This is a genomic window from Klebsiella sp. CN_Kp113 (genome assembly GCF_040064585.1).
Lineage (GTDB): Bacteria > Pseudomonadota > Gammaproteobacteria > Enterobacterales > Enterobacteriaceae > Klebsiella > Klebsiella michiganensis.
Genome location: NZ_JBEAID010000001.1, coordinates 237986 through 261551 on the forward strand (window position 1 = coordinate 237986; position 23566 = coordinate 261551).

A 23566-nucleotide genomic window follows, 5' to 3' on the forward strand; every position below is an offset into this window, starting at 1 on the left:
ACCCGCCGAATGAGGCGGGTGAATGGGTGCTTTTTAAAAAGTTAAGCGACGTCGCCGGGGTAGGTAGCGTCGTCGTAGCTGTAGAAAATTTCTTTGTATTCCGGGGCGGTGACCTGACAGGTGCAGTCATCAGACGGGACTATTTCCTGAACGATACCGTGCCGGGCCCCCTTCTCACTGTCACAAAATAACAGGCGCGGTAATTCAACATCCGGGTCATCCATTGTCCAGTCTTCCGGGTGTAGGTCGTCGTTGTAAGGTATAGTAAGGGTGAAGTCATCGACACGTGTCGGCGTTAGCAAACGAGTCGACGGCCGTCCTCCCTGAAACTGAATCCAGCAGCGCGGATTAACATAGCTCCAGTCAAGAAGTTCAGTAACTGTTAACGTGATAACTTCATCATCGAATGTCACGCCTTCTATCAGACAGCTGATTGTTTTACCCGTCGGAATATCATCAGAAAGAATGATGTGATCACCAAACTGGTAACACCAGCCAAGAAGCTCAGTTGTGCATTCATAGGTCCTGCGCTGATGCAGATATTTCATGAGCCTGCGCATGCCTATTCGGTATGCACGATCTGCTGTCATTACAATGCCCAGTGAGTACGACTCCACTTTGCGAGGCACAGGATTATCAGTCGTCCGGCACTGAACGATTTCTTCTGCCCAGGTAACCGGATTAATATATGTGACGTCAACACCGTCATAATCATCATCAGAAGGGGCCCTGAATGAGGTCTTCATTTCCTCTACCGTATCCTGGGGGGTAATGATCCCGGTCCAGCTTTTGATACCTTCTCGCCCGGCAGATAAGAGCCCGTCTGACAGCAAAAAGTAGCTCATGCCTGCTTCGGTGATTTTGTCGAAAATATCTTTCGCTGAAGCACTGTCGCTACTTGCCTCATAGTCAAAATATTCTCCCCTTGGCGTCCACCAGGCAGTTTCAAGAGCATTTATCGCAGAGGTGTCAATCTGGTTCGCGTTAAAACCCAGACTGCCTGCTACATGACGAAATGCGCCGCTAATGGTTCTGTTTCCCCCTCCGTCATATTCGCGGGTAGCGACCACGCTGACGCGCCTGTCAGACTGTGCCGCCAGCTTCCCCCCGGTTTCAACGGTAATTGCCCAGGTTGTTACACCTGAGTAGGATACGGGTCTTGCCAGAAGCCTCCCCCTTAAAGCCTGCCAGTACATATTGTCGCGCGCGTTATTGCTGCCCTGCTCGTTCCGGCGACGGCACCGCACTTCGACCAGGCCAGGAGAGTCGAGCGAAAATCTTTCTGTGTACCCCAGCCCATTAATGTTTTTGAGCGCGTATTCGCCCTGCTTGCTGATCCACCCGGAGCCGGTGCCATAAACCCGATACTGAATCTCCCACTCAACATGCCGGATGCGTTTCTTGCCCTTGTTATCAAAACCGCAGATGCCGTTAGGAAAGGAGAAATTCACCTCAAAGGCGTCAACAACTTCATTTTCAGGACAGGCAAGAAACGGTCCCAGCCAGCTCAGCGTGTCGTTGAGCCCCGTGGCTTCATAGTCAATCATCGTCCGCGCTGAAAAACCTGGCCAGGAGGCATCAACCGCACCATTAACCAGACGCGCAACGGTAGCCGTTGTGCCATCAGTTGAAATTATCTGGTACTCATTACCCCGATGAGAGAGAGAAAGACGCTGGGTACCTTCCGGCATCCCCGAAAAAGGTGTACCGGTCGCGCTGTTATACGCTAATGTGACGTTTGCGGTGATAGCTGCGCTACCGCCGGTTGATTCACTGCCTGCGGTATAAACAGGCGCATCGCCAAAGACCGCTACCGGGAGCGAGGATGAAGTGATTTCTCCACCCGCAAACGGGCTTGTCTCTTCAGCGATTAGTACCGTTCCGCCATTATCCTGCGCCACCAGGCCGGAGCCGGTCAGTCCCTCAGTAATTGCAGCCAGAAGGCCGGACATATTCACATAATCAGCAACAAGAGAGACGGTATAAGTTGTTCCGTGCCAGGTCACCGTAAACGTTGTGCTGCCCAGCGAGAAATCGTAAGTTGTCGGTGCCGCGCTGGACTGAATTTTAGCCGCACTGCCGCCCTCTCCCGGAATGGCATCCTGTCCCGGCGTACAGGTTGCAATAAAGAGATCGTAATCAACACTGTTAAAACTCAACGTTACTGGCATCCCAACCACCGGCGCGATTTCAGTCAGTAGCTTGCTGGCAAATACGCTGTAACCTGACGAGGTGGAAATAAGGAAGTTGGTGGGGGCTTTAATTTCAACGATAGTTCCTGCGACCCAGCTTGCAGGCAGAGAGTTATCATCCTCGTCGTCATCGTCATCATCATCCGCGTCCAGTCCTGTGAACGTTACTGATACCCCAGATACAGTCATGCTGTCAGCAATAATATCGTCGGAATCAGGCGAGGTCTGGGCCATATCCAGCCCTGTTCCGCTTGATGTTCCGCCGACTTCTGTCGAGTTGAACCAGTTTTCGCTTCTCGGATCAGAAGATACGTCCTCTCCTGGCTGGTACACCTTATCGCTGAAACCATCACCCAGCGAGGCTGCCGGGGTTTCTCCAATCCGTTTATCTCCTCCCGTAAACGAAAACCTCCCCTGCCCGACGCAAAGAAACATTTCGACCGTCATTCGCGTTGGATCATTTGGGTCAAAACGGGTAACCGGCTGCACCAGATAATCAGGATAGATACGGCATCGACCAAACACCTCACGTATAGGGTCTCCAAGTTTCGCCGTGTTAGCTTTTGCCGGGTTTAGCTCCAGCGAACGACCGCTACCCGATGAATAACCACCAAGGTCGACTTTCGGCCCGAAGAACAACGAGAAGACAGCACTGGCAGCTGATATTGCAACAGAAACCCAGACGGCAATTTCCAGCCCGGTTCCATAGGGAACAGGATAAATTCTGACATCACTGTCCGGGCTCAACTGGCAAAGCGGCCACTCATCGGGAGGAAGTGTGCGACCATTTAATTCAACGGCAACTGGGTGCGATCTGTCCTGGCTGTACCCTGGAACATTTCTGACCATCCATTGATGCAGCGTAATATTGCCGTGCTCATGAGTTTCAAGCGGTTCTCCGGGGAGCCGGGAAGGGTAAATTCTTATCGTCATTGCCAGAACTCCACACGGTTAAACCGACGGACAAATCGCGGAAGAGGTAGAAAAGTGACATTGGTTCCCGGATTACATTCGGCAACCTGCAACTGGCCATCCAGTAAAACGACGATACCAACATGCGTCACGGTTGATCCTGAATAACAAGCTACCCCGGCCCCGACACAAGGCTCACAGCGTGTGAGGGATTTCATAAACTTCCTGGCCTCACGATCGAGCCCTCCCTCATCTTTCGTCACGCCGGAAAAATCCGGCCATAACGGGAGAAGGAGATCGCCGCGGATTTCATTGATAATGCCGAAACAGTCGAGCTCAGGATAAACGCGCCCGCCCTTCAGCCATTTGACCGAAAGGTATTTATCAGAATGGAACATGTGAATACCTCAGGAAGACATGTAACGAAGACCGGGATGTTCAGCCAGGTTATAACGATTACGCGGCCAGGCCGTTTTAAGGATGTTCATATATCCGGCAGTTACCTGCACCGCAGTTGCCGTCCACGATCCGGATTTCACATCAAGGGTGTAAGGCGATGCCGCAGGTGCGGATAAATCAGAGGAGATATACCGCCGAAAAGTCAGTGTTGCCGATTTCATTTCGTCCAGAATTCTGTCAATCGCATCAGATACCACACCGTCAACATTACTGATGGCAAATTTCAGGTCTTGTGTGCCGTCAGCATTCCTTGCAGGTAACGCAATATCGATAGCGCATCCCTCAAAAGTTGCCTGCTGCCCGTCTTCTAATGTGACAGTGATATTGTCCCACCCACGGGTAAGCCAGTAGTTCTGATCACCTGCCGTGATCTGCAACGTGTCGTGAATGACTTCAGAGCCGCTACTGGCATAAAGTTGCTCAAGAATCGTCATGCTTTGGCCACTCCTTATTCAGTGCAATATCGAGCAATGACTGGCCAGCGAGCCATTCCGGATAATTGCCCCACCCGGCAGGCGGTAACGGACGTTCCCATAACTCCAGCGTTGCGCTGTACTGCCAGTATTTCGGTGCGACAAGTGTCGGACCTTCGTAAATATCAATGAACCTGGCTTTGTAGGGCTTTACCCCGATCGGGGTCTGGAGCCTCAGATAGAACCAGGACTGTCCGTCTTTCAGTGCGTCCCGGAAAAAGGCCTCAAACACCTGCGCCAGCGCATCAGTCTGAAAAATCCATTTCACTGATGCCTGAGTGGGTGTTGAGGTGTATCGCCGCCGCTGCCTTGCGCGACCGGACGTCATTTCCGTTCGCAGTAAAGGTGATATGGGCTTAAAACCGTACCCGTCCATAAGTGGCATGGGCAGGTACTCATCCGGATAGATAATATCCGCCATTAACTTTCCCTCCGGGCAGTCTATCTTGGTTTTTTGGGCTGTAGATTGGAGTAGATGGCGCGTCCGAATTTCTTCTGGGGGTTATTTACTTCAGCAGTGAGTGTGTTGATGATGCGTCGTTCCAGTGCAGCATTCCTTCGATCTACTGCCAGCATTGTTGCGTCGTCAGGTTGCCCGCTAAACGTGCTACGGGCATCAACACTGACCGCGATTCGTGGTTGCGCCTCAATCTGCCTTGCAGCATCCTGGACTGCAGGTGACTCACGTCCAACCGCACGAACCCCCAGCGAACCATCAGCGCCACGGGTCAGGGGCATAATCGCTTCCGGTCCCGCTTCACCGAACACGCCCGCTCCTTTCGCAAAGGCAAAATACTGCGGAGTGCTGTATACACCGCCGCTGTATGCGGAAAGTGAAGGCGAATCGTAGACACCACCGAGGGCATTAAAGGCAAAAGACGATCCGAAGCTTTGCAGCGCAGTTCCACTACTTGCAGCTCCACTTGCTCCACCAAAAAGACTACCGAACATCCCACCAGCACCACCGCCGAACGACGCCATAATCGCTTTGGTGATTAACGCCTGTGTTGCCATCTGGATCAGCGTCTTAATCACCGTTTCACCCAGAGAGCTGAAGATATTCGACATCCCATCTTTGAACGAAGTCGCACCAGTCAGGACACTGGTCAGGTTGTTGGAAATGGAGTTCGTGATGTTATTGAGAATCTCGCTGGTCGCTGATGCTGCCATTGAACTGAGGTCAGCAGCCTGATCGGCGTAGTTCATCAGTGAATCGCTGATCCCCGCCCGCCAGTCTGACTGCTGTTCATCGGTTTTCTTGTAGTAGTCCTCCTGAATCTGGAGCCGTTCAGTAAGCGCCGCCTGTAGCGCTTCCGTTTGCTGTTTGTACAGGTCTTCTGAAATCTGACCTTTGCTGAAATCCCGCTGCAGGTCGCGCTGCTGTTTGAGAAAATCAGTACGAATATCTGCCATTTCCTTCATGCGGTCGCGGGCCTTATCCCCCATCCCGGCACCAAGAAAATCAATATTCCCCCGGTCGCGTGCAGCAGCGTTGCTGTCAGCGAGCCCTTCACGGAACGTTTTTAACTGTTCAGCAATGTTTTTCTGATCGATAAGCGCAGCATTGTGCAAAATGGTTTCTTTTTTAGCTTTCTCAAGAGAGGCTAACTCACCCTGCGTGACCTGGTATTTAACTTTAGCCAGTTCGGTATTCTGGCTTCCCAAAGCAATTTGTTCTTCCTGCTGTTTAATAAGGCGCTTGTAAACGTCTTCTGTCTTTTCAGCCGCTTTAACCTCTTCGCTTTTTGGCGCTTTCCGGGTAGGTTTATTCGATTCATCATTTTGCCATTTCGCCAAACCCTGATTAATATACAGATCGCGGTTAGTTTTAAACTGAGGTTCATCCTTAAGACCTAATTCATCAGCTGCATAACCTAACCGGGCTCTTTCCTTTGCCTCTCCTTTAAGCTTTGATAGTTCAAGGTCCTGACGGCTTTTCTCAAGAGCATTCGTTTGTTGTGATGTTAAGTCAGCCTGAGGCATCCGCATTGGAACGTTAACTAAGCCCTGCCGTTCCATTAAAAGCTGGTTTCCTAATCCAAGCAATTGGTTAAATCTACTATGCTCACCGTTCATCACTAAAAGAGATTGATAGGCTTGATCTTGTGCAGTAGAAATTCTTGTAAGTTGGTCTGCTCGCCGCCTTTCTAGGCTAACCAATACATCCTGTATGGAATTAGACTGATTTTGCATCTCGTTCAATCTTTCTTGCTCTACAGAAAGTTGAGTAGTTGAAGCAGATAATTCTTTTGTTACATCATCAATACTAGTTAAGTGGTTTATCATAAAACCACCGCTAGTTGTTGGGCCGGGATTTGCTAGAATATACTGATACCCGGAAATTTCTTCTTTTAATGATTTAATTTTACTAATTTGTTCTGATACTAATCGATTTTGCTCATTAAGTGACTTGCGTGTTTTATCTAAATTATCAGATGATTCTGGCAAGCTCATTGATGTGATATTATTTTTTACCTCTTGAATATTTTTGGCGTATTCCTGCGCTGATCTTCTTGCTTGTTCCTGGCTTTGGTAAACTGCATACCATGCTCCAGCACCCAGCATAACTAACCCAGGTACACCACCGATCAGGCCAAGTGCACCGCTCATTAAGCGGGTTCCGACAGAGGTAACGCTGTTAAGGTTATTTTGAGCAGAAACCCGGCCTGCAATATTACGACTAAGAGCGGACTGAACTGCAGCCAATTTTCTTTCTGCAACAGCCTGTGCATCGGCATTTTTCGCAGCTACAAGCCCGGCCTGAGCTCGCTCCAGAGCGGTTCGTGCTCGTACTTTTTCTGTAGCTGTCCCGGTGGCAAGTGCTGCAGTCAATCGCCCCTGTGCCGCGGTAACCCTTGATTCTGCGGCCGCAACCCTCTCCTGTTGAGCCGCCTGAATATCTGCACTTTTCGCACTTTGAAGGGCCTGTTGGGCCCGGTAAACTGCGGCGCGGGAGGCGGCAACAGAAGATTGCGCGGCTTTTTCCTGGGCTACTGCAAGAGCTACCTCAGATTTTGCGGCTGAAATAAGTGCGCCAGTAGCACTGCTTGCGCTGGTAACAATCCCGCCAAGATACCGTGCTAATCCAATCCCAACCAGACCACCTGCTGCGGTGGTAACCAGTGACATATTATCTGCTACGTCACTGAGGGCCCCGCTGACAGCGGATGATGTAAGAGAATCCAGGGTCTTTGCCAACCCATCAAGGCCACCAGAAAGTGCATCTGTCGCGCCAGTCGCCTGGTTCACCCCACCAACCCATGCCATAAAGGAGTTAGTGACTTTTTGCATTGAACCGGAAACTGTCGGCGGTAGCGAGGAAAACTCCCCCTGTAACACACCTAACTGACTGATTAAAGCTGGTACGACTTTATCTATCGTGAGTTGCCCCTGATCCGCCATTGCTTTAAGGTCTTTTCGGGCAACCCCCATACCAGCAGCCAAGGCACGGATAACACGATCCCCAGATTCGTTAACTGCATTAAACTCCTCGCCACGCAAAACACCTTGAGCAAGAGCCTGGCTAAACTGGGTAATAACAGAGCCGGCCTCTTCAGAACTAGCACCGGATAGTTTAAGTCCTGTTGATACCGCTTCTGTGATTTTGATTACTTCATCTGAGCTGTAGCCAAATTCACGCATGGATGCAGCTGCACGCGAAAATAGATTGGCGTTATCGGTAAAAGCCGTACCAGTACTTTGACTGATCGCCATTAAACGAGTCTGAGATAGAGTGAAATCGTTTGAGGAAACTGAGGCCTGTTTAAGCCTTGCGTTTACGGAGTTCCACTGGTCAGCAATTTGAACTAATTTACCAGTAGCAAATGCAGCTGCTGCTGCCGTGGCGGCCCGACCAGCAGAAGCAAATCCATCCGTTAATTCGGAAAGAGCCTTTTGGCTTTCCTTTGCTGCGACTGCGGCCTGACGACCACCATTCTGCATGGTTTTATAATAATCCTGCCCCATGCGTGAAGCGCGGGCGATCTCTGTCTGAAATGACTGAGAGTTTGCTGAGACCTTAATAATAAGTTCACGCAGGGTTGCCATTTATTTTTCTCCTGAAATAAAAAGACCTCGCTAAGGCGAGGTCTTTTTGAGGATTTAACTTATTGACAGAAAAGTTTATATTTTTCTAATGCGTTACTATCGCTATCACTTACGATGGTTACTGGCCCGTTATTTTTAAGCTTACCGCTTTCCGTTTCTATAAATACAAAGTATTCTTTTCTTCCTGTATATCCACCATAAGAATTTTTTGCATTAACATTCCCACATACGTATCCATCATTGTCGCCAACCTTGTGATAAAAAGATTCAAACTTAGCGCTATCAGGATCTTTCAGTGATTCTCTAACAACAGTTTCCCCAATAGAAATAAAATCTTTTTCAGATGGCTTGCATGCATTAATTAAAGGAATGCAAACAATCATAATTAGTATTTTCTTCATAATACCCCCTTTGTGGTTCACAGTAGGGGATCCTAAACCGCCGCGTATGTATTGTCACTGAGAAGCCGCAAGCAAAGCGGCTTCTCAGCCTGCAAAAGGATCGCTGCTCTTGATCGCCTTGTGTTCTTGCTTCTCACCTTCCGCACCATACCATTCATGAAGCACCGTTCCATCATTAGATTTAACAACGGCAATATCTGTTTCATGAAGAAAAATGATCCCTTCGGTGCCTTTGTTATGAACCGGACGCCATGAAACCGCGGGGTGGCTTTTGATCTCCCCCTCTTGATATAGCGTTTTAGCTCCAAATGAAACAGAGCAAATTTCAATAATGGACTGCGTAAGACCACCGCGCATTGTTCTGCCTGAGTTCAGGGTGATATGTAAGAGCATTGTCATCTCCAGATGAAAGCCCACACGGGTGGGCTATTTGCCTTTCTTTTCTGCTCGTTTTCTTCGGCGCTCTTCACGCTGCTCCTCGCGTTGCATATCGTCGAACACCTTCATTATCGCTTTCATCATCATGAAATTAACGAAGTGGTGATTAACGCAGCCGTGAATGCGTAACTGCTCGGTGAATTCCTCCGCAGACCGCAGCGCCTCCATCATATTCTTCTCGCCTTTCATGAACTCCGAGAAGTCGCGCCCCGCTCTGGAGGCGCACTCAACGATTCGGTTATTCATGGTTATGCCGCCGCATACAGCAGCTTCATCTGCCCTTTGACAGGAAAGGCAGCCATGCAACGGGCCTCAAAGTCCTTCTGGTCAATGCTGCAACTGGCAATGTTTGTGACGACGATCAGTTGCTGCTCGACCTTCTCCAGCGCATCCGGCTTAAGATGCTGATGAATCTTCTCCTTGCTGTTGCCGGCTGCCTGTTTAGCTGCCTGATAGACATAATCAGGAAGTGCTACACCGTAGACCCAGCGAGCGGTGATCTGACCGAACAACGCCGGACATCCGCCGACATGACCAAAATAAGGAATGCCGGACATTTTCGACAGTGCCTGGTAGAACGGGTCTTTAAACCTTTTTTCCCAGGAACTGGGTTGCTGGCAGACCATGAGGCCGACAATCTGATCTTCAGTGAGCTGAAAATTTTTACTCAGCAGCAAATTTTTAATGTGGCGGTCGCAGGCGCGGGCGAATTTGACTGACAACCAACGGGCGAACTCAACCGCCAACTCTGGGTGCATCCATGTGCCGCCATAACGGCCTTTCTCAATCCTAATTAAAAGGGTAGAAATCTGCCCTTTAGAATTGAATGGTTCAATATCAAGCTCTTGCGCCAACTCGACAACGTAATCCCTTGTTGACTCCAGAATTGTCCAGTTCTTCACTCTCTTCCCGTGATGCTTTGCAGCAACTGTGGCATTAAACCAGCAATCAGAAGCAAAAGGGAATGAATGGTCATCATAATTCATGGGGACAATGTTAGACATATCGGTATTACCTTTTAGTGATGAACCTTGTCTCACAGGAATCCGGCCCACAGAAAGGCACCGACAGCCAGCCGGTATCCTCAAGGCTCATCCTGAAAGGTTCTGTGTGAAGTGCGCGTGAGATGCGCGGTGAAATTTGGGTATAAAAAAGCCCCGCGTTAATGCGAGGCTGAAGATAATTGGATTTTAATGCGATGCTGCGAGCAAAGCGGCCTCTAATCCGGCAAATGGATCGCCACTGTCGATTACCTCATCCTCTTCTGTGCTCCACTTGAGTTGAGCATCTTCGATGGTGACTTTACCGCCCTGCGCCCCGTACATCGCTGAAACCAGCTGGGCATTGAGAATATCGCCACGGATATCACCGATCGGGCTGATACGGTCGAATTCAGCCCACATTCTGAATTCGCCAACCGTCATGGTTTGTCGCAGTTCGCCCAGCGTGCGGCCCATCCGGAGCGCCAGCACCATCAGGAACTGCATGCCAGGCATTTTTACTTTGCTTTGGCATCATCCGCATCACGAATGAGATCAAGCGCCTGTTTCAGCAACCGGGAATGAACAGGGCCATAAATTGCTTCAACCTGTTCGGTATCATCGACGGTGAAAACGTACTGCAGGTCGGTATCCAGCAGAATATCAATGAAGAGTGTGACATCTGCCCGCATCGTGCGGAACGCGCGTTCTGAAGGGGTCAGTTCTGGCACCTCTGGCGCTTCCTGCCCTTCCGGTAGTTTTGGTTGTTCCGGGCTGGCAATCCCCTGCCAGCGAATCCAGGCCTCAGCCGATGGTTCACGAATGATAATTTTGGCGTTTTCCCATTCCGGAACGGTGACTTCTTTTTTACGAAAACCCGCCATCGGGGCCAGCGCCAGCGCTTTAAGATTCTGTTTTGACATTAAGTTTATCGCCGGTTTCCCGGCGCTCCATTAACTGATGGTGACGGTGCAGTCAGATGAGGTGATAACGTTCGCCGGAGTGGCAGAGTCAGTGACTACACAGGAGTAAACACCGGCATCACCAGAAACTGCACTGGCCTTATTAAACGTTGCGCTGGTCTGCCCGCTGACGGTTGACGAACCTTTTTTCCAGACGTAGGTATAAGGTGCAGTGCCACCCTGGATGACCACACCCATTGTCAGGGCGCTTCCTGCCGCTACTGATAGCGAAGATGAAAGATCGTTGATGAATGACAGAATACCTGTCGAATCAATATTGCTGGGCTTACCTTTCAGACGCAGAGAGAACGTTGCAGCAACAACACCGTTGGTCTGTGAATCCCAGGTATGCTGACGAACTTCGGCGCGGAACAGGAAGCCATTCCCGGAAGGGAACACAACCTTAAAGCCGTATACGCCGTCATTATCGTAAGCAGTACGCAGCGTATCCTGCGCCGGGTTGCGGTAGAAGTTACCGGAGAGAGACATCTCAGACGGTGCCGGGAGTCCGTTGATATTCTCCGTTTCTTCGGAGCATAGCGTTGTCACGTCAATATCGTTTTTCTGACCAGCGGTAAAGCTGGCCTGTTTAATGGTACAACTCAGGTTGAGCCAGGTCGCCGATGCCAACTCTTCCGCAGTGACCGGCACTGATGTAATCATTACTACCGTTTTTTGGGCGCGTTCAAATAGTGCTGACATTGCAGCCTCCATAAATGAAAAAACCGCCAGCGGCGGTCAGGTTGGATTGGTTTCAGTCAGGCAATGACCGTTATTTCGAGCGTTGCCCGATGCAGGTGAGTTGTGGTGTCGTAGCCGGGGATTTTTGTCACCTCGGTAGGAGAAAGCACTTCAAGCCGGGCAAGGGCCTCAAGCCGCAACGCCCTGGCCTCATCGTTAGTTTCTGCCCACACGTCTACCTGAATGTGCAGCGTCGATTCGGCCTGCCCACAGAAAACATCCCCGGCAACATCAGTCGGTATCGAGAAAATAATGTAAGGAGCGGCCACTGCAGGTAAATCGTCGCTGCCAAGCGGCACCACATACGGATAAACCCGCCCGTCTGCCAGCGGCGACAGCAGGGTATAGATATCATCCTCTGTCATTTCGCCAGCACCTCATCGATCGCCTTGTTCATTCTCTCCATCGCTACCTTTGCAGCCTCTTCCTGTCGGGTATCAAAAGCGGGGCGAACAAAAGGATGTGCCGGGGCCGTAGATGTTCCCAGCTCCACGAAGCGCCAGTAGAAAGCATTCCGCTTGTTGCTGGCCTTCATGGTGTTGTCGCTGTTCCCCGTTCGCGGATTAACGCCACGAATATGCACCCCCGACGCGATTTCCCCACGGCGACGGCTTTTCTGGGTGACGACAACAACGTTTGTCTTCAGTTTTCCACTTTGCTCAGGAGCCCGATCAATCACTTCCTGCCGGAGGACTTCAGCCCCGTCCCGAGTAGAGTCCCGGAGGACTTTGTTGTTTTCGGCTTTGCTGAGGATTTGCAGGTCTCGGGCGATATCCTCTAAGCCGGAAAAATCCAGATTCACATCAATCATTTTTCGGTCCCCTGTTTGCAGAGAATTTCCAGCCGGGTACCTTTGCTATCTGGCACCGGAGGCCCGGTGACATTCAATGTCACTCCTTTGTAGGGGCCGTTCAGGACAAGAAGCCGCGATGATGCCGAAATATCTTTGCGATATCGAACCCAGACACGAACTGTAGCATCTGCCCTTTCTGCTCCTGCTGTCAGGTTCTCTCGTCCACTGATTCCCTTTACTTCTGCCCAGATAGTGACGCCGTCAGACCACTCATCTGTTGGCTGACCACTCGGTGTTCGCGTAGTAATAAAATTTCGGATGGTGATCCGATGCCGCATTGGTCCAATTTTCATCATCCCCTCCGGCTAAACACCCATTTGAATTCGCCAGGGATTCAGCAACCAGCGTGCGGGTCCTGGGATATCAGGACTCAGATCATCCCCGCGGTTTTCATACAGCCAGCCCACTATAAGAAGAACCGCGCTCTGAATGGAGGGCGTGATGATAAGAGGACGATCGCCGGCACTTTCATTCTCAACAGCACTATCCAGAGCAGCCTGGTCAGCAAAAAAGCGTCGGTTAAGAAACTGCATAGCAGCATCCTCCGCAGCGGCAAGATACCCCTCCACCATCGTTTTATCGATTTCATCATCCAGCCTGAGATGTTCCATGGCTGTTTCAGTGTTGATTACCGTCATAACCATTACCCTTTGGTTTCGGGGGCGCGGTTCATTTTGTTATCAGGGACTTCACCAACTATCGTCACCAGCCCGTTACCTTTGAGCTCAGCAGCACGTAAGCGAGAGACATGAAAAGGATCATCGGCGGGCGCCCTGAAAATATCGCCATCCATAAAACGCCGGACAGGCTGAACCTGAATAGTCCCGGCCTCAGTGGGTTCTGGCGCCGCATTTTTACCGTCGGATACAGACGGTTCAGCCACATTTTTTCTGGCCATCACAATCTCCTCAGAAAGAGAGGGCCGCTAAGCAGCCCTGAATTGTCAGCCGCCAGAAGCGGTTACATTACCGGTGACAAATGCTTCCGGACGATAAACTGCTAACGCCAGACGCTCTTCCGCACGAATGGTGACCATGTTTTTAATAAAGTCATCTTCGTTCTCAGTGGAGAGCAGCACTTCGATATCCATGCGATCGAAGATTTGCGCAGCCATGTTGAAGGCTCCAGTCAGGAAGTTGTTCTGCGCCATAGCCTGAGTTTCCACAACAGGAAGACCCCAGATACGTGGAACACCACCATTGACCGGCTGCGCAATGATGTAGCGGCCTTCGTTATCTTTGGTCAACTCGATGCCTGCCCAGTCAATCGGGTTCAGTACAAAACCAGACGCCGGATATTCTGCAAGAACGGCCTGCAGAACAGCCAGGCGAAGACGGTCGATCGGCGTGGCGTTGGACAGGGTAAGCGCTGGAGCAAATTCTGTTGCCTGCGGCAGAATACCGAGGATATTCGCGCCGGTGCCATCGCCGCTCAGCAACTGCTGCTCCTCTTTAAAGCGAAGACCATACTGAGCACGGCCATCGATATAACTGGCCAGACCGGGCGCATCGTCCAGGATCTGACGGGACGCTTTAAAATAATGCGCAATGGTACGTACCGGCGCACTTTTCAGCTCAAACTTAATGTCTGATTTTGGCTTAAGGGCACCTTCCGCCACAGCTGCAGCATTATTGGTAAACCCCGTTTCCTGAACGAATTCAATACCGTTGGATGCAGTATTACCGGGGATCAGCAGGTTACGGATGGTAAGAGTGCGTTCCGGTGGTGCGATAATGCCCTGAACACGATCGGATACAACCAGACTGTTTGTTGCGCTCACGCCAGTGCCCGTAGTCGCCGGCACGTTCATAATATCTTTCTGTTCCAGCTTGACGCGGATGCTCTTACGGGCCGAACTGTCCATGCCTTTGAACTCTTCACTTTCGACCACCAGCTCACCGAGCGATTTTCGCTGTGCAGGTGCATCGTTCGGGCGGCGTGCACCTTTTTGCTCCAGCTCAGTGAGACGTTCTTTCAGCTCGTTCATCTGATTAAGGCTTTCGTCCGTTCTTTTTTTCAGTTCCAGCGAAACGGTTTCTCCTGCCTCCATTTTTCTCTTCACGTCTTCGCCGAAGTTTTTGACCTGATCAATCACCATGGTGAGCTGGGAGGAGATTTCGCCAATACTTTGTGGCTGATCGTCAGCCGATTTTTTCTGGTACATATAAATCCCTTAGAGAATTTTTGGGAGAGAAAACTGGCTCAGTTGCTGGCGCATCGCCGCAATAGCCGCTTTGGTTTCGCCGTCTTCGCCCCCGGACTCACTCCGGTCAAGCAGATAGGACAGTCCGCGGGAGGCGACCGCGGCGGACTGACTTTTCGAGAAACCTGCCTCTCGCAGGAACTTCTCAAATTCAGGTAAGGAAGGAAGATCACCGTGTGACAGCTTCGACTTAATGACGTCAATACGCGCATCATCATTGGCCGGCACGGTAACAATGGAGATTTCAACCAGGTCGAGCTTCGTTAAGGTGCGGATCCGGGTTTTCTCATCGTAATTTGACTCACGGACGTAATAGCCAATGGAAAGGCCGGTAATGGCACGGGTTTTCATGCCCCGCCAGGCGGTTTTCGCGTAGGCCGCGTCTTCAAGCCACAAAGCCCCCTCGCCAAACAGTCCATGCTTATCTTCTTTGAGGGTCGAAATATCCCAGTTGCCAATGGGTTCGCCGGTGCGATGCTGCCAGAGAACCGGGAACGTTCTCCCCTTCGCCCGTGTTTCCTCGATGCTTTCGAGGAAAGCCCCCGGCGCCACGACTTCGTTGTAGCTATCCACCACATCGAAGACAGAACCGTACCCAGAAAAAAGGCCGTCATCGTTGACGGCCTTAATGTCGAAGTCGAATGCCTTTACTTTCATGGCTGCGTTTTTCCGGTACATTCCGGCGTCTCCTCTGATTTAATGCCAAGCCATTCCCGCAATGCGTTTTTGGCCGATTCACTGTCGCCGGACTTGCCAAGCTGATCTATCGGCAGCAGGTTGGATTGAACGGTTAGTTGGTCAGCGCCAGGTTTTGGCTGAAGGTTTTCTTTTTGCCGTGCTTCATTGCGGGTCATCAGACCGTTCTGGGTCATCGTTGAGTAAAAAGCGGCACGGGCGGCGCTGTCGGCACGTAAGAGACCTTCGATAGAAAACTCCGCGAAGTACTTATTTCTTTCTCCCGGCGCCAGGAGACTTTTACGAATCGCCTGCTCAATACGGGTCAGCCATGGACGAAGTGAAAACGTTAAAAAGCCAATCAGCATCTGTTCGACGCCACTTCCCCACATCGTCTGCCCCTGGGCGCTATGTCCAATCAATCCCGGCCATACTCTGAACCACCGACAAATCTCTTCGATATTGAATGCTCTGGACTGCAGCATCTGGGCGTCTTCCGGGTTGAGGTCAACAGGCTGAAACTTCATTCCCGCCTCAAGAACCATCATTTTCCCGGTATTCATGGATCCAGAAAATTGTTCGACCATGCTTTCACGTACTTCATTGCGCTGCTCTTTTTTCAGGATCTGATCCATTGAGAGAACGCCGCTGGGCCGCATACCGTTTTTAAAAACTTTGGCGCTGGCTTCATCTGTTGCCATTGCCAGACCAAGTGTCTGTCGGGCATAACTGACAGGTGACAGGCCCATGACACCATTGGTGCTGAACGCACGGATGTGCATGATGTCCCGTTCATCAATGTTTCGGGATGTACCTGAAGGCCAGTCACGGTAGGTATAAATTGGATCTCCGCTCTTGCTTAAATCAACCTTCATCCTTTCTGGCCTGAGCGGTACAAGCGAGGTAATACGCTTCCCGGTACGGTCGATTTCCGCGTAAGCATTCCCCCATAAAAGAAGGCTGGCCATGATCATTTCCCAGAACTCCACAGCGGTCATGTCAGCATTCGGTTGATTATGGAGGAGCTCATAAAGCGGGTGATCATTTGCACTCTGGCGACCATCAGCCGTTTTTTCGTAAAAACCAACAGGCAAAGTCGCGATGGTTTCGGATAACAACCTTACGCATGACCACACTGCCGATAACTGCAGGGCTTTATCAACCGTAACAGATTTGCCTGCTGCGGACTGCCCACCAGCATAAGCAGCCCAGAATTCACCGTCGGTAAGTGAGATGGGTACGCCGAGCCACCGGCGAACGGCGCTTTTTATCCGGCCTGGCTTCTTCTCTTTATTCATGGTGACTCACACAATGATGGGATTACTGAAAAAGTCGTCGATATCGCCAGAATCATCCTCATAGCCTTCGGAGGCACCGATTGCCATAGCGCCCGCTACAATGCCGTCGATACGCCCGGTACTTTTTTTCTTGGCAAAAATTCGGTTTTCTTTCTGATCAGCCTCCGTCACTGCTGAAGCCGCATTCCAGCGAAGACAAGGGTTCGTCCTGATGATAATGACGCTGTCATCAAGCAACTCTTCAAACAATTCGATGGAGTGAGGCATCCACAGCCCGGAATCTTTCGCTTTGTAATACCCTTGCCCATGAGGAATTAAGGGAACAGAAACAGATGCTTCCTCAAGCTCCGGCTCAAGATATTTAATGCGATACTGGTCGAAGGCGATGGCCTTGATATCAAACTTCTCCGTCAGATCGGCAATACGCTGGGCAACAAAGCCGTATTTCACCGCTTTGCCTGGCGTAGTGTGGATGTGACCATCGCGCTCCCAGGCGTCATAAGGTACCCGGTCCGTTTTGGCCCGTTCCAGTAACGTATCTTTCGGGGTCCAGAACTCCACCAGCAACTTACGTTGTTTTGGAAAAAACAACGCCAGTGCCGTCAAATCACGCGATCCGGACAGGTCTAAACCGCCATAGCATTCCTCACCTTCCAGTTCATCTGGATCAAAGCTCTCCTCACAACCCATCCAGACATCACTGCTCATCCACGGATTAGCCGCGTCAACCCACTGACAGAAGTTAAGACGTCTGACGATGCTCTCTTTCGATGGCATCCCGCGGGCCTGAGTCACCTGCTCACGAAGATAGCTTTCTTCAAAGGTGTGACCCAGCGAAGGGTTAGCTTTCTTCCAGCAGGACTCATCCTTGAAAGGATCGTCTCCTTCATCCAGAGAACAAATGAAGGCAAAAAAGCTGTCATCTTCTATCGAACCGGCAGAAACCTTTCGGCCGTATTCGTGATAGTCATAGCAGACGCTCGTTTTATCGTGCCCACTGTTGGTGATCATGAAAATCAGCGCCTGCCGACGACCTTTGGTACCGGCACGCATCATTTCAACAACCTGATTGCTTTTATGCTCGTGAACTTCATCAATAAGAGCGCAATGTGGTCGCGGGCCGGACTGCCCGTTATCTGAACTGATTGGACGAAAGAAAGAACCAGACTGAAGAAAAGCCAGGTTCCATTCCTTCCCGGCACCACCTGATTTCTGAATACGTGCGGAAAGAGCTGGAGATTGATCCACCATCGCAACCGCATCACGGAAAAGGACCATGGCCTGGTCTTTCTTCGTGGCAGCGGCATAAACTTCAGCGCGTGCTTCTTTATCCGCAGTGAGACAGTAAAGCCCTATACCCGCAGACAGAGGGGATTTCCCGGATCCCTTCCCGGACTCCACGTAAACCATTCGGAACCGGCGAAAACCTCTGGCGTTTTTCCAGCCAAAAATAGATCCAACGATGAAGCACTGCCATGGCAGCAACACGAAAGGCTCGCCTTCGAAATCACCACCATTGAGCTTCAGAACTTTAGCAAAATAGTCAATCGAGCGTTGCGCCGCCTCAACATCCCAGTGCAGACCTCGGGCATGACATGACTGCAGATCGTTGAGGTGGCGCTGGCATGAGTTACGTATGTCAGGACCAGCCAGTTCTTTGCCCGAGGTTACATCCATCGCATATTGGGTTGCTGGATCAACCGAAGAACTTGTCGAGCGTGTCCTCTTCGGGGTCTTCGCCATTCACTTTCACCTTCGTCCTTGCCGCTGGCGTCAGACCGAATTCAACCAGGTAACTTTTAAAACGGCGGTCGGCATCGGCCAGCATCGAAACGGCCGGGTTAGCTTTGATAAGAAAACCACCCTCGGTCTGGACGGTATAGGTTCTTCCCTCTACTGCGATGGTGTCGCGCAACTGAAGGATATCAGCGTAAATATCGCATAGCCGTTCAAGGGCTAAGGTATCGGCAACAGTCAACACCCCCATCCCGTCAAGGAGAACAGTCAACCTTCCCCAGGCAACCTTTCCCCAGTCGGTCAGGTGCGCCGGCGGGCTTGGAATTTCTCGCGCCGGAGTCGGTTCTTTATCGTTGAGTTTACGTTTGCCCGGGTTGCCGGAGACCACTTTGAGGTGGGTCGGTTTCGGGCGTCTTCCTGCCATCGGAACCTCCCGGAAAAAAACTTTTCATTTCGCGGTTGTGCACAAAAAGGATGGGCGGCGGTCATTTAGGTTCAAGGTTCTGAACTTTTGACCCGCCCCTCCCCCCCATCAGATGAGAGTCGATATCATTCAAATGATAATTATTTTAAATGACAATCATTTTTGAATTGTATTGATAATGGTTATCCCTTAAACCAATGAGAAGCCGGGTCCAGTGGCATCCCGTTTTCATCGCAGCCGATCACGGTGCCACGCTTCTCCATTCGCTGCTTCGTTGAGTCGTGGTGCTGCTTACACAGCCCTTGCCAGTTCTTTCGGCTCCAGAAAAGTTTTTGCGCCTTCGCTATTGCCTGGCAGTCACCAGAGCGAAGGGCTTCTTTCAGTTTATGCGGGATGATGTGGTCAACCACCGTTGCCGGTGTTACCCTGCCTTGCTCCTGGCACAGGACGCACAAGGGGTGCGCACGAAGGAAGATAAGACGTTCACGGCCCCATTTGCTGCCGTAAATACGAGGTTCGCTACTCTTATTGGAATACATTAATTCGCTTACCTCTTATAAAAGTTACTTCTTATGTTTCTAACTTTAATTTAAAAAGGTTATATAATTAAGTTTACTCTTAATAGTCACCTTGGGCTATTCTCTTATATTAAATAAAACATGGCTTTTGTCTTTGGTATAACGTACATGTTATCCCAAGACGTTTAATGAAAACCAAGCACAGCAATAAGGACAATTATGGAAATTGAAAATGTTTACAAAGTATTTTCAAATATAAAAAATGAATGTTGCACGGAGATAAGCTCAACATTAAACTTAAAAAACAAATTAATATCTTACATCAACAACAATGATTTAGTAAGCGCAGCAGCATCCGCTTCTATTATAGAGAACAACCTCACCATCGACCTCTCACATTTCAATTTAAAACTTGAGTGCAAAGAGTCTCTAAAGCTTTATGACTTCCCACCGATTGTTGCTTCGTGTATAGAAATGCATTTCTTTTTTAGAGAAGAAGATATATTTCACTCTGTGTTAAAAATATTCATAACGCAAGACGGCTATATCGTGAAAGATGTTTTCTCAAGCGATTACATTTGTAAGACCGAAAACGAATACCGTGGGAAAAAAATTTTCGAAGAAATAATATCATCACTTATTGATAAAGGACATATAGCGTTGACACCTGGACAACAATGACAGATTCAAGAGCTTTGATAATAAAACAGAATTAATATTATCATAGGCACTCATAGAGTGCCTATTCTGCTTTACTAGCTAATCTGCTCTGAGGCTGTATCAAACAGCGCCAGCGCTTCGGTGGCTTCCTGAATCGCTTTGATGGTCTTCGCAACCACTTCAGATTCGGTTACAACCCGGTTGTACTGCTGGATGAAAATCTGATACTTCAACTGACTGTCCTGTACGAATGCAATAGCCTTAGCTGCAGCTGCTGTATCGTAGTTCAGGATTGAAAGCAGGTTCAGGCGTATCTGTTCTGCTGGTGTGATGTCTGCCATGTCTGTCTTACCTCTATGCGATGTGGGGAGCATTATCAAAGTCACTATTCGGAATGGCTTCTGAAGTGCCATTAAAAAAACCACCTGTGGGTGGCCTTTTTAATATCTAAATAAATTGCAAGGTAGTGGTTATTTTGAATCAAAGACAAATCGTGAAGATGTTATTTTATTAAGCAACTGCACTAATGGTGCCTTAGTCCCTTCGCCGTTGATATAATGTTCAAAGTCGTCTTCAAATATTATCCAGTCTCTAGCAAGTTGAGTCCCATCAAATAAGTGCTCAGTAGCAAGCCAAGACGACTGGCAGGCGTCAAAGATGCTAAGAAGGTTATCAAATCTCTGCACTTTCTGCTCTCCAGCATCTATCTGCTGACTTATGAGAGCGACATCTTTAAAAAGCCACCTCACAATAACCTGCTCCCTCTCTTCCTCAAGTTCATCTCGGTCAAGGTTTAGTGGCATATTTAACAAGGCGACTCTTAATTGTTTGATCGCAAGTCTAAACTCCATTTTTACTTTTGTTTTTTCTTGATCTCGCCAGGTTGTCAGGGCTCTATAAGCAAAAATCAAAGTGACTACGCTTGCAGTGCCACTAATAAATGCAGCAATCATTGACCAAAACGCCCACTCAGCTGCATTGCGATTAGCCACGAGCGTTTCATAAGCTATATAACTAGCATCCATATCCACCTCACATTAGTTATGAGGTTATTCTAACAAAATATATTAGGGCCGCCACCTGGTGAATAGCTCCTGTAATGCTTTGCCACTTCCCGGAGTGGCCACGCTCATGCCCTTGAGTCGCTGTCGCATCATCGCCGCTGATAACCGGTGCACGTTTAGCATTCGCGCTGCTTTACCGGAGCTTATTGTTATCTATGAACACTTGCCCATCACTACACAGGCTCGCCATTACGCGACTCGGGGCAGCATCATGACTGCTGCTCTGCCTTTCGGTTGCGGTCTATCCGCTTTAATTCTTCATGGCTGTATCCTCGGGTGGGGATAGCTATTGGATTATCCCTTAGTGGGGTTAGCGCATGGGGAAGTTGATGAGGAACATAAGCCCGATAAATGCGCACAACAACCCTACAGCGCCACCCGCAACAATGAGCGCCCAAACGATAATGGTTCCTATGGTTGCAATCATTTCGTAGCCTTTTCGGTTGGTTGTGGGCAGTTAGCCAACACTGATTTGTTGTGCGCCAGAATGTCGCGCTTGGTCTGCTTGTCCAGCACGTCGATATCGTGGTCGGTCAGGTAGATGATCCGCACCCAGTCGCAGGCGGTGTCGATGACTTCAGGTTTTGCGGGTAAAGCTTTCGCGCAGCTCCCGATCAACATCGTCATCAGGCATATGGCTAACAGTCTGCTGTACATCGCTGGCCCCTTTCGTTACCTCCACACGGCGTTCTGCCACGGCTGCATTACCGGCGGCGATATTTTCTGCATTCTGTGTCTCGGCCTCAGCAGTAGCGATGCCTTTTCCCTGGCTTTTACCGAGGTGAAATGCACCGAATATCAGAGCCAGCACCGTAGCAATAGCCCCTACAATGATTTCCATCGTGGTCATGGCTGCTGATCCGTATTGATGCCACTGCCTGCCAGGCTGAACTGCTTAATAATGCGGGCGATAGCAGCGCAGACAGAGACAAAACCAACGACATAACCCAGATACTGATCCGGTATTAACGCTTTCACGCTATCCGGTGCCGCGGCCCACGACGTAGCGACGATGGCCAGAACAGCCAGAATGCGAACAGACCACATCTTCCAGGCTGATTGCCAGTTTTCGATTAATTGCATATCACACCACCAGGACAGATTTAGCTTTGAGGAAACGGGCACGGCGGTCATCAATACCATTTTGCCCGCCATTAATAATCTGGGTCACTCGATCAAGGTCTCCGTCCCATTTGAGGCAACCATTCGTCGCAAAGAACCATGCTGCGCTGCGGGCGGCATAATTGTCCTGAGCCAGTATCTCTGGCTGAGCAACTAAATCGACCTTTAAGGCTTCACCGCAGGTTCTGTAATTGTTTAGCCCCGTGACCTGGATAATTCCGCGACCGCGATAGAGCCAACCATCACCGGCGGCGTTGTTACCCATCCGCTTGCTGTACACCAGATTGGCAATTGCACGCTGACGCTGTAATGGGAGTGAAGGCTCGCTCTGCCGGCGCCCAAGTGAATTGGCCTGATCCTGCGTAAGGCGTTTGGCTTTAACAAAATTAGCCAGACCTGCAATGCTGTAGTTAAAACTCTCGACCAGACGGCTGAACCCGGTGCTTTCATGCCCGCACTGAGCAATAAACATCGCCTGAGCCAGGGGAGTGGTAATACCGGATTCTTTCATCGCGGCTGTAATATGCGGATACCAGCGCGCAGCTAACTCGGCGCTTATACCAGCCGCCTTTTGAAATTGTGATTGGTTCATCAGTGCCTCAGTGCATCAACCAGACGTGCGACGTTCCCTCTGAACCAGAGAACGGCACCGCAGATAAGAATGTTTGCCAGCACCACCAGCCAGTGGGATGACTCATATAGACCAAACAGGAAGCGGAACGGGATACTGGCATAAACCAGCACCATGAGATAAGCCAGAACAGATATTCCCGGTCTGTGCCGGGAGCCACCACGCTGGTAGAACATCAGGGCCAGAACAATTACTGCGCAAATGACTGCATTCGCCAGCGCTGAAGGATCATTTACCACTTGAACCTCCTCCCCGGAACCGGGTAAGCATATTGAACAAGCTATTCAGGTCCTGGCTGTTAAGGAACGTCAGCACTTTAATGATCATCGCCGAAAGCAACACGGCGCCCAGTGCGTCAAGCGGGCGATCGCTGTAGCCGGTCCAGCTTGATAGCTTTGAGCCCACCAGCCCGGCGCCTAGAACGCCAACAATGAATGACGTCATGAAATACGCCACCAGCTTTCCGCGTGAAATATTCGCTGCTGTGGCCACGTAGAAAACTGCACCGGCGAACGCACCAAACACAACGCCGTAATCAATCCCGGTAGCCAGGCCAAACATACTGGCCCCCATCAGACCACCAGCCGCAATCGTAGTCCCAGAGACTGGATCGGACATTTAGCCCCCTCTTTTGCTGTGAGTTCCTCTCAGTTGAGGGGAATAAATTAGCCTGCCTATTCCACAGGCTGTAAAGAAAAGGCCCACATCAGTGGGCCTTTTGTTATTGCTACATCCAGCGCTGCCAGAAAACGATCACGGCTAACCCCAGCAAGATC

At 50.2% G+C, this 23566-nt stretch carries 32 protein-coding genes; 1 reads left to right on the plus strand and 31 read right to left on the minus strand.

Annotated features, from left to right (window positions below):
• Positions 1-41: 41 nt before the first annotated feature.
• The 23 genes from ABLV30_RS01275 to ABLV30_RS01385 all read right to left on the minus strand — a co-directional run bounded on the left by ABLV30_RS01275 (position 42) and on the right by ABLV30_RS01385 (position 19334).
• Positions 42-3125 (minus strand): host specificity factor TipJ family phage tail protein, encoded by a 3084-nt coding sequence (locus tag ABLV30_RS01275; protein WP_169542693.1) that lies wholly within the window; start codon positions 3123-3125, stop codon positions 42-44.
• The gene (locus ABLV30_RS01280; RefSeq protein ID WP_032750767.1) at positions 3122-3502 is read right to left on the minus strand and encodes a hypothetical protein; all 381 of its coding nucleotides are present in this window, start codon (positions 3500-3502) and stop codon (positions 3122-3124) included. Before ABLV30_RS01280 ends, ABLV30_RS01275 begins: the two co-directional genes overlap by 4 nt.
• A gap of 9 nt (positions 3503-3511) precedes the next feature.
• Positions 3512-3997: a DUF1833 family protein gene (locus tag ABLV30_RS01285; protein ID WP_014838151.1), complete on the minus strand. Its 486-nt coding sequence runs from the start codon at positions 3995-3997 to the stop codon at positions 3512-3514.
• Complete coding sequence (locus tag ABLV30_RS01290; RefSeq protein WP_042934071.1) at positions 3984-4457, minus strand: hypothetical protein; 474 nt, start codon at positions 4455-4457, stop codon at positions 3984-3986. Before ABLV30_RS01290 ends, ABLV30_RS01285 begins: the two co-directional genes overlap by 14 nt.
• Before the next feature lie 20 nt (positions 4458-4477).
• A complete protein-coding gene (locus ABLV30_RS01295) occupies positions 4478-8083 on the minus strand; it encodes a phage tail tape measure protein (RefSeq protein WP_169542694.1) in 3606 nt (1201 codons plus the stop codon).
• Positions 8084-8142: 59 nt separating this feature from the next.
• Complete coding sequence (locus tag ABLV30_RS01300; RefSeq protein ID WP_032409974.1) at positions 8143-8484, minus strand: hypothetical protein; 342 nt, start codon at positions 8482-8484, stop codon at positions 8143-8145.
• An 84-nt stretch (positions 8485-8568) separates the two neighbouring features.
• Positions 8569-8877 carry a hypothetical protein gene (locus tag ABLV30_RS01305; protein WP_348865495.1) on the minus strand — a complete coding sequence of 103 codons (309 nt, stop codon included), beginning with the start codon at positions 8875-8877 and terminating at the stop codon, positions 8569-8571.
• A gap of 33 nt (positions 8878-8910) precedes the next feature.
• Complete coding sequence (locus ABLV30_RS01310) at positions 8911-9168, minus strand: hypothetical protein (RefSeq protein ID WP_048258037.1); 258 nt, start codon at positions 9166-9168, stop codon at positions 8911-8913.
• A gap of 2 nt (positions 9169-9170) precedes the next feature.
• Complete coding sequence (locus ABLV30_RS01315; protein ID WP_148850108.1) at positions 9171-9926, minus strand: KilA-N domain-containing protein; 756 nt, start codon at positions 9924-9926, stop codon at positions 9171-9173.
• 186 nt (positions 9927-10112) lie between these two features.
• The gene (locus tag ABLV30_RS01320; protein ID WP_169542695.1) at positions 10113-10418 is read right to left on the minus strand and encodes a DUF4035 domain-containing protein; all 306 of its coding nucleotides are present in this window, start codon (positions 10416-10418) and stop codon (positions 10113-10115) included.
• A 2-nt stretch (positions 10419-10420) separates the two neighbouring features.
• Positions 10421-10825, minus strand: a complete 405-nt coding sequence (locus tag ABLV30_RS01325; protein ID WP_169542696.1) for a phage tail assembly chaperone — start codon at positions 10823-10825, stop codon at positions 10421-10423.
• A 30-nt stretch (positions 10826-10855) separates the two neighbouring features.
• Positions 10856-11566: a phage tail protein gene (locus tag ABLV30_RS01330; RefSeq protein WP_169542697.1), complete on the minus strand. Its 711-nt coding sequence runs from the start codon at positions 11564-11566 to the stop codon at positions 10856-10858.
• Positions 11567-11622: 56 nt separating this feature from the next.
• Entirely contained in the window at positions 11623-11970 is a 348-nt protein-coding gene (locus tag ABLV30_RS01335) for a DUF3168 domain-containing protein (protein WP_154926492.1), read from the minus strand.
• Complete coding sequence (locus ABLV30_RS01340) at positions 11967-12416, minus strand: HK97-gp10 family putative phage morphogenesis protein (protein WP_169542698.1); 450 nt, start codon at positions 12414-12416, stop codon at positions 11967-11969. The genes ABLV30_RS01335 and ABLV30_RS01340 overlap by 4 nt, the downstream gene beginning before the upstream one ends.
• Complete coding sequence (locus ABLV30_RS01345; protein ID WP_169542717.1) at positions 12413-12751, minus strand: phage head closure protein; 339 nt, start codon at positions 12749-12751, stop codon at positions 12413-12415. The genes ABLV30_RS01340 and ABLV30_RS01345 overlap by 4 nt, the downstream gene beginning before the upstream one ends.
• Positions 12752-12763: 12 nt before the next feature.
• On the minus strand, positions 12764-13096 hold the full coding sequence (locus tag ABLV30_RS01350; RefSeq protein ID WP_032734570.1) for a head-tail connector protein: 333 nt from the start codon (positions 13094-13096) through the stop codon (positions 12764-12766).
• A gap of 5 nt (positions 13097-13101) precedes the next feature.
• The gene (locus ABLV30_RS01355) at positions 13102-13356 is read right to left on the minus strand and encodes a hypothetical protein (RefSeq protein ID WP_169542699.1); all 255 of its coding nucleotides are present in this window, start codon (positions 13354-13356) and stop codon (positions 13102-13104) included.
• A gap of 45 nt (positions 13357-13401) precedes the next feature.
• Positions 13402-14622 (minus strand): phage major capsid protein, encoded by a 1221-nt coding sequence (locus ABLV30_RS01360; protein WP_169542700.1) that lies wholly within the window; start codon positions 14620-14622, stop codon positions 13402-13404.
• Between the two features lie 9 nt (positions 14623-14631).
• Positions 14632-15339, minus strand: coding sequence for an HK97 family phage prohead protease (locus tag ABLV30_RS01365; protein WP_014838140.1), 708 nt, complete (start codon positions 15337-15339; stop codon positions 14632-14634).
• Entirely contained in the window at positions 15315-16634 is a 1320-nt protein-coding gene (locus ABLV30_RS01370; RefSeq protein ID WP_049131802.1) for a phage portal protein, read from the minus strand. The genes ABLV30_RS01365 and ABLV30_RS01370 overlap by 25 nt, the downstream gene beginning before the upstream one ends.
• A 6-nt stretch (positions 16635-16640) precedes the next feature.
• Entirely contained in the window at positions 16641-18377 is a 1737-nt protein-coding gene (locus ABLV30_RS01375; protein WP_348865496.1) for a terminase TerL endonuclease subunit, read from the minus strand.
• Positions 18331-18795, minus strand: coding sequence for a phage terminase small subunit P27 family (locus ABLV30_RS01380; RefSeq protein WP_014838137.1), 465 nt, complete (start codon positions 18793-18795; stop codon positions 18331-18333). Before ABLV30_RS01380 ends, ABLV30_RS01375 begins: the two co-directional genes overlap by 47 nt.
• A 182-nt stretch (positions 18796-18977) precedes the next feature.
• Positions 18978-19334, minus strand: coding sequence for an HNH endonuclease signature motif containing protein (locus ABLV30_RS01385; protein WP_135720353.1), 357 nt, complete (start codon positions 19332-19334; stop codon positions 18978-18980).
• A gap of 198 nt (positions 19335-19532) precedes the next feature.
• On the opposite strand from ABLV30_RS01385, the gene ABLV30_RS01390 reads away from it, so the two are divergent.
• Complete coding sequence (locus ABLV30_RS01390; RefSeq protein WP_348865497.1) at positions 19533-19994, plus strand: hypothetical protein; 462 nt, start codon at positions 19533-19535, stop codon at positions 19992-19994.
• A gap of 74 nt (positions 19995-20068) precedes the next feature.
• On the opposite strand, the gene ABLV30_RS01395 is transcribed toward ABLV30_RS01390, so the two are convergent.
• From ABLV30_RS01395 to ABLV30_RS01430, 8 genes are all read right to left on the minus strand, one after another.
• Positions 20069-20314: a DUF2560 family protein gene (locus tag ABLV30_RS01395; RefSeq protein ID WP_048268042.1), complete on the minus strand. Its 246-nt coding sequence runs from the start codon at positions 20312-20314 to the stop codon at positions 20069-20071.
• 129 nt (positions 20315-20443) lie between these two features.
• A complete protein-coding gene (locus tag ABLV30_RS01400) occupies positions 20444-20998 on the minus strand; it encodes a hypothetical protein (RefSeq protein ID WP_348865498.1) in 555 nt (184 codons plus the stop codon).
• Positions 20999-21460: 462 nt separating this feature from the next.
• A complete protein-coding gene (locus tag ABLV30_RS01405) occupies positions 21461-21658 on the minus strand; it encodes a hypothetical protein (RefSeq protein ID WP_223367108.1) in 198 nt (65 codons plus the stop codon).
• Positions 21615-21887: a hypothetical protein gene (locus tag ABLV30_RS01410; RefSeq protein WP_168434790.1), complete on the minus strand. Its 273-nt coding sequence runs from the start codon at positions 21885-21887 to the stop codon at positions 21615-21617. Before ABLV30_RS01410 ends, ABLV30_RS01405 begins: the two co-directional genes overlap by 44 nt.
• Positions 21884-22120 carry a hypothetical protein gene (locus ABLV30_RS01415; protein WP_168434789.1) on the minus strand — a complete coding sequence of 79 codons (237 nt, stop codon included), beginning with the start codon at positions 22118-22120 and terminating at the stop codon, positions 21884-21886. Before ABLV30_RS01415 ends, ABLV30_RS01410 begins: the two co-directional genes overlap by 4 nt.
• Before the next feature lies 1 nt (position 22121).
• Positions 22122-22751: a glycoside hydrolase family 19 protein gene (locus tag ABLV30_RS01420; RefSeq protein WP_168434788.1), complete on the minus strand. Its 630-nt coding sequence runs from the start codon at positions 22749-22751 to the stop codon at positions 22122-22124.
• Entirely contained in the window at positions 22751-23029 is a 279-nt protein-coding gene (locus ABLV30_RS01425) for a phage holin family protein (RefSeq protein ID WP_048323743.1), read from the minus strand. The genes ABLV30_RS01420 and ABLV30_RS01425 overlap by 1 nt, the downstream gene beginning before the upstream one ends.
• Complete coding sequence (locus tag ABLV30_RS01430; RefSeq protein WP_064155618.1) at positions 23019-23408, minus strand: phage holin family protein; 390 nt, start codon at positions 23406-23408, stop codon at positions 23019-23021. The genes ABLV30_RS01425 and ABLV30_RS01430 overlap by 11 nt, the downstream gene beginning before the upstream one ends.
• Positions 23409-23566: the final 158 nt, after the last annotated feature.

What these genes read in the sequence shown, in the direction of transcription:
- ABLV30_RS01275 (WP_169542693.1), bottom strand. Translation starts at nt 3,125, where the DNA reads ATGACGATAAGAATTTACCCTTCCCGGCTCCCCGGAGAACCGCTTGAA.
- ABLV30_RS01280 (WP_032750767.1), bottom strand. Translation starts at nt 3,502, where the DNA reads ATGTTCCATTCTGATAAATACCTTTCGGTCAAATGGCTGAAGGGCGGG.
- ABLV30_RS01285 (WP_014838151.1), bottom strand. Translation starts at nt 3,997, where the DNA reads ATGACGATTCTTGAGCAACTTTATGCCAGTAGCGGCTCTGAAGTCATT.
- ABLV30_RS01290 (WP_042934071.1), bottom strand. Translation starts at nt 4,457, where the DNA reads ATGGCGGATATTATCTATCCGGATGAGTACCTGCCCATGCCACTTATG.
- ABLV30_RS01295 (WP_169542694.1), bottom strand. Translation starts at nt 8,083, where the DNA reads ATGGCAACCCTGCGTGAACTTATTATTAAGGTCTCAGCAAACTCTCAG.
- ABLV30_RS01300 (WP_032409974.1), bottom strand. Translation starts at nt 8,484, where the DNA reads ATGAAGAAAATACTAATTATGATTGTTTGCATTCCTTTAATTAATGCA.
- ABLV30_RS01305 (WP_348865495.1), bottom strand. Translation starts at nt 8,877, where the DNA reads ATGCTCTTACATATCACCCTGAACTCAGGCAGAACAATGCGCGGTGGT.
- ABLV30_RS01310 (WP_048258037.1), bottom strand. Translation starts at nt 9,168, where the DNA reads ATGAATAACCGAATCGTTGAGTGCGCCTCCAGAGCGGGGCGCGACTTC.
- ABLV30_RS01315 (WP_148850108.1), bottom strand. Translation starts at nt 9,926, where the DNA reads ATGTCTAACATTGTCCCCATGAATTATGATGACCATTCATTCCCTTTT.
- ABLV30_RS01320 (WP_169542695.1), bottom strand. Translation starts at nt 10,418, where the DNA reads ATGCCTGGCATGCAGTTCCTGATGGTGCTGGCGCTCCGGATGGGCCGC.
- ABLV30_RS01325 (WP_169542696.1), bottom strand. Translation starts at nt 10,825, where the DNA reads ATGTCAAAACAGAATCTTAAAGCGCTGGCGCTGGCCCCGATGGCGGGT.
- ABLV30_RS01330 (WP_169542697.1), bottom strand. Translation starts at nt 11,566, where the DNA reads ATGTCAGCACTATTTGAACGCGCCCAAAAAACGGTAGTAATGATTACA.
- ABLV30_RS01335 (WP_154926492.1), bottom strand. Translation starts at nt 11,970, where the DNA reads ATGACAGAGGATGATATCTATACCCTGCTGTCGCCGCTGGCAGACGGG.
- ABLV30_RS01340 (WP_169542698.1), bottom strand. Translation starts at nt 12,416, where the DNA reads ATGATTGATGTGAATCTGGATTTTTCCGGCTTAGAGGATATCGCCCGA.
- ABLV30_RS01345 (WP_169542717.1), bottom strand. Translation starts at nt 12,751, where the DNA reads ATGAAAATTGGACCAATGCGGCATCGGATCACCATCCGAAATTTTATT.
- ABLV30_RS01350 (WP_032734570.1), bottom strand. Translation starts at nt 13,096, where the DNA reads ATGACGGTAATCAACACTGAAACAGCCATGGAACATCTCAGGCTGGAT.
- ABLV30_RS01355 (WP_169542699.1), bottom strand. Translation starts at nt 13,356, where the DNA reads ATGGCCAGAAAAAATGTGGCTGAACCGTCTGTATCCGACGGTAAAAAT.
- ABLV30_RS01360 (WP_169542700.1), bottom strand. Translation starts at nt 14,622, where the DNA reads ATGTACCAGAAAAAATCGGCTGACGATCAGCCACAAAGTATTGGCGAA.
- ABLV30_RS01365 (WP_014838140.1), bottom strand. Translation starts at nt 15,339, where the DNA reads ATGTACCGGAAAAACGCAGCCATGAAAGTAAAGGCATTCGACTTCGAC.
- ABLV30_RS01370 (WP_049131802.1), bottom strand. Translation starts at nt 16,634, where the DNA reads ATGAATAAAGAGAAGAAGCCAGGCCGGATAAAAAGCGCCGTTCGCCGG.
- ABLV30_RS01375 (WP_348865496.1), bottom strand. Translation starts at nt 18,377, where the DNA reads ATGGCGAAGACCCCGAAGAGGACACGCTCGACAAGTTCTTCGGTTGAT.
- ABLV30_RS01380 (WP_014838137.1), bottom strand. Translation starts at nt 18,795, where the DNA reads ATGGCAGGAAGACGCCCGAAACCGACCCACCTCAAAGTGGTCTCCGGC.
- ABLV30_RS01385 (WP_135720353.1), bottom strand. Translation starts at nt 19,334, where the DNA reads ATGTATTCCAATAAGAGTAGCGAACCTCGTATTTACGGCAGCAAATGG.
- ABLV30_RS01390 (WP_348865497.1), top strand. Translation starts at nt 19,533, where the DNA reads ATGGAAATTGAAAATGTTTACAAAGTATTTTCAAATATAAAAAATGAA.
- ABLV30_RS01395 (WP_048268042.1), bottom strand. Translation starts at nt 20,314, where the DNA reads ATGGCAGACATCACACCAGCAGAACAGATACGCCTGAACCTGCTTTCA.
- ABLV30_RS01400 (WP_348865498.1), bottom strand. Translation starts at nt 20,998, where the DNA reads ATGGATGCTAGTTATATAGCTTATGAAACGCTCGTGGCTAATCGCAAT.
- ABLV30_RS01405 (WP_223367108.1), bottom strand. Translation starts at nt 21,658, where the DNA reads ATGTTGATCGGGAGCTGCGCGAAAGCTTTACCCGCAAAACCTGAAGTC.
- ABLV30_RS01410 (WP_168434790.1), bottom strand. Translation starts at nt 21,887, where the DNA reads ATGACCACGATGGAAATCATTGTAGGGGCTATTGCTACGGTGCTGGCT.
- ABLV30_RS01415 (WP_168434789.1), bottom strand. Translation starts at nt 22,120, where the DNA reads ATGCAATTAATCGAAAACTGGCAATCAGCCTGGAAGATGTGGTCTGTT.
- ABLV30_RS01420 (WP_168434788.1), bottom strand. Translation starts at nt 22,751, where the DNA reads ATGAACCAATCACAATTTCAAAAGGCGGCTGGTATAAGCGCCGAGTTA.
- ABLV30_RS01430 (WP_064155618.1), bottom strand. Translation starts at nt 23,408, where the DNA reads ATGTCCGATCCAGTCTCTGGGACTACGATTGCGGCTGGTGGTCTGATG.